We start from the raw sequence: 8,856 nt of genomic DNA on the forward strand, positions 1-8,856 counted from the left end.
GTCGGGCACGGGCGGCAGCGACGGTGCGGCGAAGGCCGCGTGCAGGCCGAGCCGCTCGGCGACGATGTGCGCCTGCGACGTCTCGTCGGTGCCCCAGCACTCCTGGAGGCCGATCACGTCGGGCTGGAGCCGCTCGAGCGTCGCCAGGATCCCGGCCTCACGGGCCCGCCAGTCGGGCTCGAAGCGCCACAGCACGTTCCACGTCACGAGTCGCACGGGCGCGACACTAGGCCGCGCCCGCGGCATCCGGGAACCCCTTGACCCGGTGTCAATGCTCAGGTTTCCCCGGATGCCGCAGCGGCGCCGCCCCGGCTGGGCGACGCCGCTGGTGGGACGAGCCGTCGACTACCCGGCCGGCAGCGGGTCGACGTACGACAGCGTGGTCATGTCGGAGTCGCTCTCGTCGAAGCCCTCCAGCACCGCGCTCGAACCGCTCACGAAGACGCGGAGCCGACCCTCATCGGTCACGTCGCTCGCGATCGAGGTCGCGGCGTCCGTGCCCGATCCGGCGTCGTATGCCGCCGACCAGACCTGCTCGCCCGTGGCCAGGGAGTAGGCGATGGTCTCGTAGTCTCGGCGCGACTCGGCGTTGTCCACGAACCCGGTGATGATCACGTGGCGGCCATCGGGGGTGACCGTGGCCGACTGCGCGATGTCGAGCGCGTTCGCGGTGCCGGCATGCCGGGCGACCCACAACTGCGCTCCCGTGGCGATGTCGTACGCCACGGTGGCGTAGTCGGAGTCGGTGCCGACCCCGTCGGAATTGCCGGTGACCACGAGGGTCGCTCCGTCGGGCGACACGACCGACGTGCGCGGGGTGTCCGTCGCTGCGGCCTCGCCGTCGAAGCGGGTCGTCCAGAGCTCCTCGCCGGTGGTGCCGTCGTAGGCGATGGTCGCCCAGTCGTTGCTCTCAGCGCCGCTCGACCCGGAGACGAACACCGTGCCGGTCTCGGCGATGGCGACGGCGGTCGGGAGGTCGATGCCGTGTGCGGGGCCGTCGTGCTGGGCGGACCACAGCTCCGCTCCGGTGGCGGCCGCGTAGGCGACCGTGCCGAAGTTGGTGAGCCCCGATCCCTCCACGCCGGCGCTCTGGCCGGTGACCACGACGGTGGTGCCGTCGGGGCTGACCGCGATGTCGCGAGGATCCTCGGTCTCCTGGCCCGGACCGTCGAAGTACGAGATCCACACCTGCTCGCCCGTCACGGCGTCGTAGGCGATGGTCGCGTAATCGGTCGACCGCTCCCGGGTGGCCATGCCGGTGACGAAGACGAGGTCACCCGTCGGACTCACCGTCAGGCCGGCCACGAAGTCGCCCAGCCCCTGCTCGTCGAACCGCTGCAGCCAGCGCTGCTCCCCGGTCGCCGAGTCGTAGGCGATGGTGACGAAGTCCGACTCCGTGCCCTCGCCGCTGGAGCTGCCCCCGACGAACACCGTTGAGCCGTCGGGACTCAGGCCGAACCCGGTCAGTTCGTCGCCGCCCTGGACGGGGCCGTCGTAGGTCGTCGACCACAGCTCCTCCCCCGACTCGGGGTCGTAGGCGGCCGTGATGAAGTCGGGTCGGAAGGTGCCGAAGCCCGCGGGGTAGCTGTTCCCCGCGACGATGAGGCGTGAACCGTCGGGCGTCACCGCCGAGCCGAACGCCTCGTCGTCCGGCCGGCCGGCCGGCCCCGCGGGTCCGTCGAAGCGCGCCTCCCACGCCTCCGCGCCGTTGCGCAGGCCGCGCACGACGATGGGGCTGCGGACGTCGTGGGCGCCGTCGCTCCAGGTCAGCTGTCCCGCGAGCGCACTGCTCTGCGTGCCCTCGGGGACCGTGAGCGTCAGCGCGAACGCCGCGCTCTGGCCGGGCTGGAGCGTCAGCGTGCTCGGCTCCACCGTCACCGTGAGTCCCTCGAGTCCCGTCACCTGCGCGGTGTAGGTGCTCGCGGCGTTGCCGACGTTGGTGACCGACCGCGTCACCGTCTGCTCCGTGCCGTTGACTCGGCCGATCGCGATCGACGCGAGGTTCAGGTCGCTCGCGTCGAGCGAGTGTCCGGCCGCCTCGAGGTCGTCGCAGGACTGCGGTTCGACCCCGTTCGTCGTGCCGCAGAGGAAGGCCATCCAGTCGTCCACGCCGCTGTCGTAGACCAGGCCCGGGTCCACGGCGGAGTTCGGGGCGACGTGCCCCGCGCCCTGCCCGTAGAGGGTGGTCGGGTCGTTCGGGTCGGCGTCGAGGACGTCGGATCCGGTGGTCATGAGCGCCGACTTGATCATCATGGGCGACCAGTCGGGGTGCCGGTCGGCCAGCAGGGCCGCCAGTCCCGCCACGTGCGGCGCCGACATCGACGTGCCGCTCATCAGGTTGAAGTCCATGCCGGCCTGGCCGGGAGGGGCGACCGCGGCGAGGATGTCCTGGCCCGGCGCGATGAGGTCGGGCTTGAGCAGGTCGCCGCTGGCGGCGCTGGTCGGGCCCCGCGACGAGAACGCCGCCACGGTGGGCGCCGGTGCGTCGAGGTTCACCTCGCCCTTCGCGATCGTCGCCGTCGCGCCCTCCGTGGCCGCGTAGGCCTTGAGCGCGCCGCGCTCGGTGTCGGCCACGTGCACCGCCGGCACCGAGTGGAAGTCGGCGACGAGGTTGTCGGGCGCCGTGTTGACCAGCACCATCCCGATGCCCCCGGCCTCCGCGACCGCGCGGCTCTTGTTGACCCGCGGGTTCTCGCCCCGGTCGCAGAGCACGATCTTGCCGGCGACGAGCGCAGGGTCGAGCACGGGCGTGCCGCCGTTGTCGGACGCGGCCCAGCACTGCTCGACCTTGTAATCGGCAGCGCCGCGGATCCCGGCGTGGGCGGAGTCGATGAAGGGAGCCGGACCGACCGCCGCGGCGGCCGCGGAGGCGCCGGCGTGCTGCGAGCCGTCGCCCAGGGTGAACGAGCCCACCAGGCTCCGGTTGTGCGTGCCGGCGGCCACCGTGGTGATCCAGGGCGAGGGGTGCGCGACCGTGCCTGCGGTCGGGCCGTCGTTGCCGGCCGAGGCGGCGACGAAGATGCCGCTCGCGGCGGCGTTGAGGAAGGCGATCTCGGCCGGGTCGAGGAGGTCGGTCGCCGTCCCGGAGACGGAGAAGTTGATGACGTCGACCCCGTCGGCGACCGCCTGGTCGATGGCGGCGACGATGTCGGAGTTGTAGCCGTTCGCCGTGGACCCGTCCTTGGCCGACCACAGCGCCTTGTACGCGGCCACGCGGGCACGGGGGGCGATGCCGGTGACCGCGCCGAGCGGAGCGGCCGGCCCCGTCACCTCGACGTCGTGATTGCCGGCGGCGGTCGACGCCGTGTGCGTGCCGTGCCCGTTGTAGTCACGGGGAGACAGGAACTCCCACGGGAGCTCCGCGGCCACGCCGGCGTCGCCGCCCCATGCGGCATTGAAGTGGCGCGCCCCGACCAGCTTCTTGTTGCACAGGTCGGCGTCCCATGAGTCGTCCCCGACGGTCTGCTCGGAGTCGCAACGACCGGCGAACTTCAGCGGCGCGTAGGCGAGTTTGCCCTTCTCGGCATTGCCCACCCGGTCGGAGAAGCTCGGGCTGTCGGGCCAGATGCCCGAGTCGATCACGCCGATGACGATGTCCTCGCCGGCGCCCGCCGTCTTCGTGGAGCCCCCGGGGCCACCGAGCTGCTCCCAGATACCGCCGGGTGCATCGAGGCCGAGGAACGAGGGCGTGTTCGAGGTCGTCGACTCGACGAGCTCGTCGGGGGTCACCGCGACGACCTCCGGCTGCGCGGCCAGGTCGGCAGCCTGGGCCGCCGTCAGCTCGGCCGAGAAGCCGTCGAACGCGTAGACGTACTGCTGCTGCGGCGTGCCCTTGCTCACCTTGGCCAGAGCTGCGCGCTGGGCGCCGTGCAGGTGCTCCGAGTACGCCGCGACCGCCGACGCCTGCGGGTCCAGCTTCTTCCCTCGTTCGGGCCGGGTGCGGTCCAGGCCGGGCACGCCGCCGTCGTACGATGCGACCGGGTCGAGGGCCAGCTGCACGATGTAGGTCTGCGGCTCGGTCTCCGCCGCCGCCTCGGTCGGCACTGCCGCACCTGCGGGGGTCGTCACCTCGACCTGGGCCTCGTCGTCGGGACCGGCCGGGCCGACTCCGCCGGGCTCGGGTGCGGCGACCGCGCCCTGTGCTCCAGTGGCCAGCATCGCCGTGGCGGCGAGCGCCGCCAACCACCAGCGCCGCCCCCCGCCTGATCGTGTCCAATGTGCGTGTCGCATGGTGTCCCTCCGAGTCCGCCCGCCCACGCGGGTCCGCTGTGGGGACGCTATGCGGAGAAACACCGTCGGAACATCCGTGTTTTACACTGGCTTTTGCTCAGCGCAGCGGGTTCGGCACCGAATCACGGATGGGAGTTGCCCGAGATCAGCGCCCACCATCGCCCCCCTCCCCGGCCGTCATCGACGGCCTCGGCGCTCGTGGGCCGCGACCGCGACCTGGATCTCCTGCGCACCGCGCTCAGCACGACCCCGTCCCTCACGATCGTCGAAGGCGAGGCGGGCATCGGCAAGAGCCGACTGGTGCGCGAGGTGGTCGGCGACCCGGCGCTGTCCGGGATGCTCGTGCTGATCGGCCAGTGCGAGCAGTTGCACGAGCCGTTCCCGCTGGGGCCCGTGCTGGACGCGCTCCGACAGGCCGCACCGGACATCAGGCCGGAGGCACTGGGAGCGGTCACCGGGGCGCTCGCCCCCCTCATGCCCGAGCTCGCGCACGTCCTGCCGCCCCCACCCCCCGCCGTCGCGGAGCCCGGTGCCGCCCGGCACCAGGTGTTCCGTGCCGTGGCCGAACTGCTGGAGCACCTGGGGCCGGTGGCGCTCGTCATCGAGGACGCGCACTGGGCCGACAGCGGCACCTTCGACCTGCTCCGATTCCTGGCCTTCCACCAGCCGCCGAACCTCGCGGTGCTCCTGACCGCCCGAGCGGAGTCGGGGCCGCTGCCGGTCGGCGAAGCCTTCGCTCGTGCCCCCGCCGGCCCGGCGACCATGCTGAGGCCGGCGCCGCTCGACACCGCCGAGGTGCGGGAGCTCGCACGGCAGGTGCTGGGAGTCGACCTGTCGGCACGTGTCGCCGCGGAGCTGCGGGAGAAGACCGGCGGCATCCCGTTCGTGCTCGAAGAGGTGCTCCGCACGCTGCTCGAGCACCTGCCCGAGAGCCTCGAACTGCTGGACGGCCTCACCGTGCCGACCGCGCTGCGCGAGGTGGTGCTGCAGCGGCTGTCGGTGCTCGACCCGTCGGCCCGCGAGATCGTGGGCGTGGCGTCGGTGCTGTCCCGTCGCGTGGATGTCGAACTGCTCGCCGCCGTCGCCGAGCGCTCCACCCGCGAGGTGGTGGGTGCCATCGCGAGCGCCCAGTCCGTCGGCCTGCTGCAGGACGAAGACGATCGACCGCAGTTCCGGCACGCACTCGCCCAGCAGGTCGTGTACGAGAGCCTCCCGGCCACGAGCCGGCGCTGGCTCCATCAGCGGGCGACGGCGGCGATCTCGGCACGCCCCGGGCCCGCCCCCAGCGCGCGGCTGGCGTATCACAGCAAGCGGGCCGGGAACACGACCGAGTTCGTCCACTACGCCGAGCAGGCGGCGGATCTCGCCGTGACGAACGGGGACGACTCTGCGGCCGCGCGGTTCCTCCTCGAGGTGGTCGAGTCCGTTCGGGTGCCGCTCGCCGTCCGGGTGAGGCTGGCCGGGAAGCTCGGTCGGGTGGCGGTCGACGGACTCGCCCATACCGAGGCCGTGCCCATCCTCACCCGGCTGCTGGAGGGCGGCTCGCTTGCGCCGGCGGTGCGTGGCGAGTTGCGCTTCGCCTTGGGACGGATGCTGCGCCAGCAGGGGTTGGCCCGAGCCGGCTTCGACCAGATCCGGATGTCACTTCCCGACCTGCAGGACCGGCCGGCGCTCGCGGCCAGGGCGCTCGCGGTGCTGGCGGTGCCCGAGATCGCCGTGGGCGCGCACGTCGACGCGCACGCCGCCTGGGGTGAGCAGGCCGAGGAGGCGGCGCGGCTGAGCGAGGATCCGGCGGTCGACCTCGCCGTGCGGATCGCCCGGACCTCCCTGCTGCTGGAGCAGGGCGATCCCGGCGCCTGGCGCGCGATCGACGAGGTCCGGAACGGCGCGGCGCTCGCATCGAATCCGCGCGAGCACACCCGCGCCTGCCTCAACTGGGCGCAGGGTGCACTGCACGTCGGACACGTCCGCCGCGCCGACGCGCTGATCGCGGAGGCGAAGCAGGTCGCGGCTCGCGCCGACTACGTGAGGGTGGCTGGCGTGATCGACCTGGTGTCGCTCGCGACCGACTTCTTCGCCGGACGGTGGGCGACGATCGCCGAGCGCGTGGACGCGTTCATCGAGGAGCCGACCGAGTTCGGGGGCGCGGTGGTCGACGCGCGACTGCTGCAGGCTGCGCTGCTCGCCTCCACCGGCAGTGCCGTCGAGGCGGCCCGCGCACTGCGGGGCGTCATCGATGACGCAGAGGAGGTCGGCGTGGTGTGGCCCCTGGTGGTCGCCCGGACGACCTTGGCGCGGTTGCTGCTGGTGGTGGACGATCCGGCGGCGGCCCACGAGCAGGCGACCCTGGCGCTCGACCTGGTCCGGGCGAAGGGGCTGTGGGCGTGGGCGGGCGAGCCGGTGCAGTGCATCGTCGAGGCACGGGCAGCGCTCGGCGAGCCGGCCGACGCCCGGCCGCTGATCGACGAGTCGGAGACCGGGATCTCCGGGGCGGATGCCCCGTCGGCGCGCGCGGCCCTGCTCGTCTGCCGGGCGATCATGGCCGAAGGAGACGACGATGCCGAGGCCGAGCGCATGCTCGACGAGGCGCTGTCGATCGTGCAGCACGCCGGAGCGCACGTGGCCGAGGCCAGGATCGCCGAGCGCCTGGGCACGTTCCTGCTCGAGCGCGGCGACGACCGCGGGTCGGCCTCGCTCGCGTCGGCGCTCTCGGTCTTCGGCGAGCTCGGTGCCCGGCGGGACTTCTCACGCGTCTCCCGGCGGATGCGCGAGCACGGGATCGTCATCCCGTCCCGGTGGCGGGGCGGGCGGCGGGCGCTCGGCGTCGAACTGTCCGAACGCGAGCGCGAGGTCGTCGAGCTGGCCGCCGCGGGCCTGACCAACAAGGAGATCGCGATCGAGCTCTTCCTCTCGATGCGCACCGTCGAGAGCCACATGTCGAAGGCGCTGCGGAAGCTCGGCGCCCGGTCGCGGCGCGACCTGGCCGAGGCGCTGCAGGAGGCCGCGGCACCGGCCGAGACGTCGCCGGCCGCCGCCCGCGCCTAGAAGCCGACCTCGACGACGAGCTCGCCGAACAGCTCCTCGGCATCGCACTCGAGCCGCTGCCGCGTGAACCAGTCGCACACGTTCATGCAGTCGCGATGCAGCAGGTCGAACCCCTGCGGGTTCGAGACGAGGTCCACGATCTGCGGCAGGTCGATGGCGACGACGCGGCCGTGGTGCACGAGCAGGTTGTAGGGCGAGAGGTCGCCGTGCGCGAGCCCGGCGCGGGCGAGGAGCCGCATGAAGTCGACGACCTGGTGGAACAGCTCCCGCAGCTCCGCGGCATCCGCTCGCACCTGCGCGAGCCGTGGCGCCGCGACCCGGCCGTCGCCGATGAACTCCATGAGCACCTCGGTGTCGTGCACCTGCACCGGGTACGGCACGGATGCCCCGAGCTCGGTCAGCCGGGTCAGCGCGTCGAACTCCGCGTAGGCCCACTGCACGCGGGCGACGGCGCGACCGAACGAGGTGCCCTTGGCCACGGCGCGCACGTCGCGGGTGCGACGCAGGCCACGGCCCTCGGTGTAGATCGCCGAGCGGTGGAAGTCGGAGTGCTCGCTCGTGCGATACCGCTTCGCGGCGAGCAGCACGCGGTTGCCCGGCACGTCGACCGGGGCATCCGGGATCGCGCGCTCGATCAGCTCGAGGTTCGCCTCCTTGCCGGTCTTCACGACGCCGAGCTCGGTGTCGATCGCCGCGGCCGAGGTCACGAGCCAGTCGGGGCGCGGCTCGGGGCCGCGCTCGGTGGGGATGGTCGCCGGCCAGGTGGACCAGCGCTGTCCCTCGCCGGGCTCGGCGGCCTGGAATGCGAGGGAGTCGGATGCCGCGCCGAACGGCGTGGCGGAACGGGTGCTCGAGGTGGTGTCGTCGAGCGACGAGAGGAAGGTCACGGTGTCTCCGAGGTTGCGGAGGCCACCGACGTGCCGGCCTTGCGGCTACGGGCGGGAGGCCTCACAGGAAAGGGTGTCTGCGATGCGCGCGACGACAATGACGTTCATCGGACTCTCCCTTCGCCTCGGTGCTGCGGATGCCGCGACTGCGGCCAAGACGCGAGCATACGCCTCGCGTGGCGCCGGTGTCCAGAGCCGGTGCGGGCGGTCGGCGCGATCAGGGCACGGAGCAGCTCGAGAGGACGTCGAGCACGACGGTTGCGAACGTCAGCGTTCCGGTCTTCGCCGTGGACTGCCACCCACCCGGCCCGACGGCGTACAGCGAGAAGGTGCCCGAGCCGAGGCCGAGCAGGCCTGTGCTGAGCGTCACCGACGTGGCGGTGGGTGCCAGCGTGCCCGAACCGGAGAGCGCACCGGTGACCGTCCAGCGATAGCCGGTCCTCGCGAGGCCGCCCGCAGGTGCCGTCCAGCTGTACGTCACCGGCTGCAGGAGGCCGGCGGTGCAGGTCATCTGCGTGACCGGGGCGACGGTGCCGGCGCTCAGCTGCGAACTGGTCCCGACCTCGGTGTCGCTCCACGCGGCATCCGTCTGCGCCGTGGTGGTGCAGAGGGCCACGGATGCCGCGACGAGCAGCAGCCCGGCCGCCGCGACACGTTGTCGGCCGGTCATCGCCCGAGCCTCCGCGCTCGCCAC

5 protein-coding genes are annotated in these 8,856 nt (G+C 72.9%); 1 reads left to right on the forward strand and 4 read right to left on the reverse strand.

Annotated features, from left to right (window positions below; genetic code table 11):
- On the reverse strand, positions 1–216 hold a 216-nt coding region (locus GH736_RS12345), incomplete at its 3' end, for an endonuclease/exonuclease/phosphatase family protein (RefSeq protein WP_203230750.1).
- Between the two features lie 129 nt (positions 217–345).
- Positions 346–4,230, reverse strand: coding sequence for a S8 family serine peptidase (locus GH736_RS25610; protein ID WP_159603663.1), 3,885 nt, complete (start codon positions 4,228–4,230; stop codon positions 346–348).
- A gap of 135 nt (positions 4,231–4,365) precedes the next feature.
- On the opposite strand from GH736_RS25610, the gene GH736_RS25615 reads away from it, so the two are divergent.
- Entirely contained in the window at positions 4,366–7,275 is a 2,910-nt protein-coding gene (locus GH736_RS25615) for a helix-turn-helix transcriptional regulator (protein ID WP_159603665.1), read from the forward strand.
- On the opposite strand, the gene GH736_RS12360 is transcribed toward GH736_RS25615, so the two are convergent.
- Entirely contained in the window at positions 7,272–8,162 is an 891-nt protein-coding gene (locus GH736_RS12360) for a serine protein kinase RIO (protein ID WP_159603667.1), read from the reverse strand. The genes GH736_RS25615 and GH736_RS12360 overlap by 4 nt on opposite strands.
- Positions 8,163–8,379: 217 nt before the next feature.
- On the reverse strand, positions 8,380–8,856 hold a 477-nt coding region (locus GH736_RS12365; RefSeq protein WP_203230751.1), incomplete at its 5' end, for a hypothetical protein.

Origin of the sequence: Agromyces humi (assembly GCF_009720255.1) — a bacterium.
In the GTDB taxonomy this organism is placed as follows: Bacteria; Actinomycetota; Actinomycetes; order Actinomycetales; family Microbacteriaceae; genus Agromyces; species Agromyces humi.

Coding starts and splice junctions, on each gene's coding strand:
- GH736_RS25610 (WP_159603663.1), bottom strand. CDS start 4,230: ATGCGACACGCACATTGGACACGATCAGGCGGGGGGCGGCGCTGGTGG.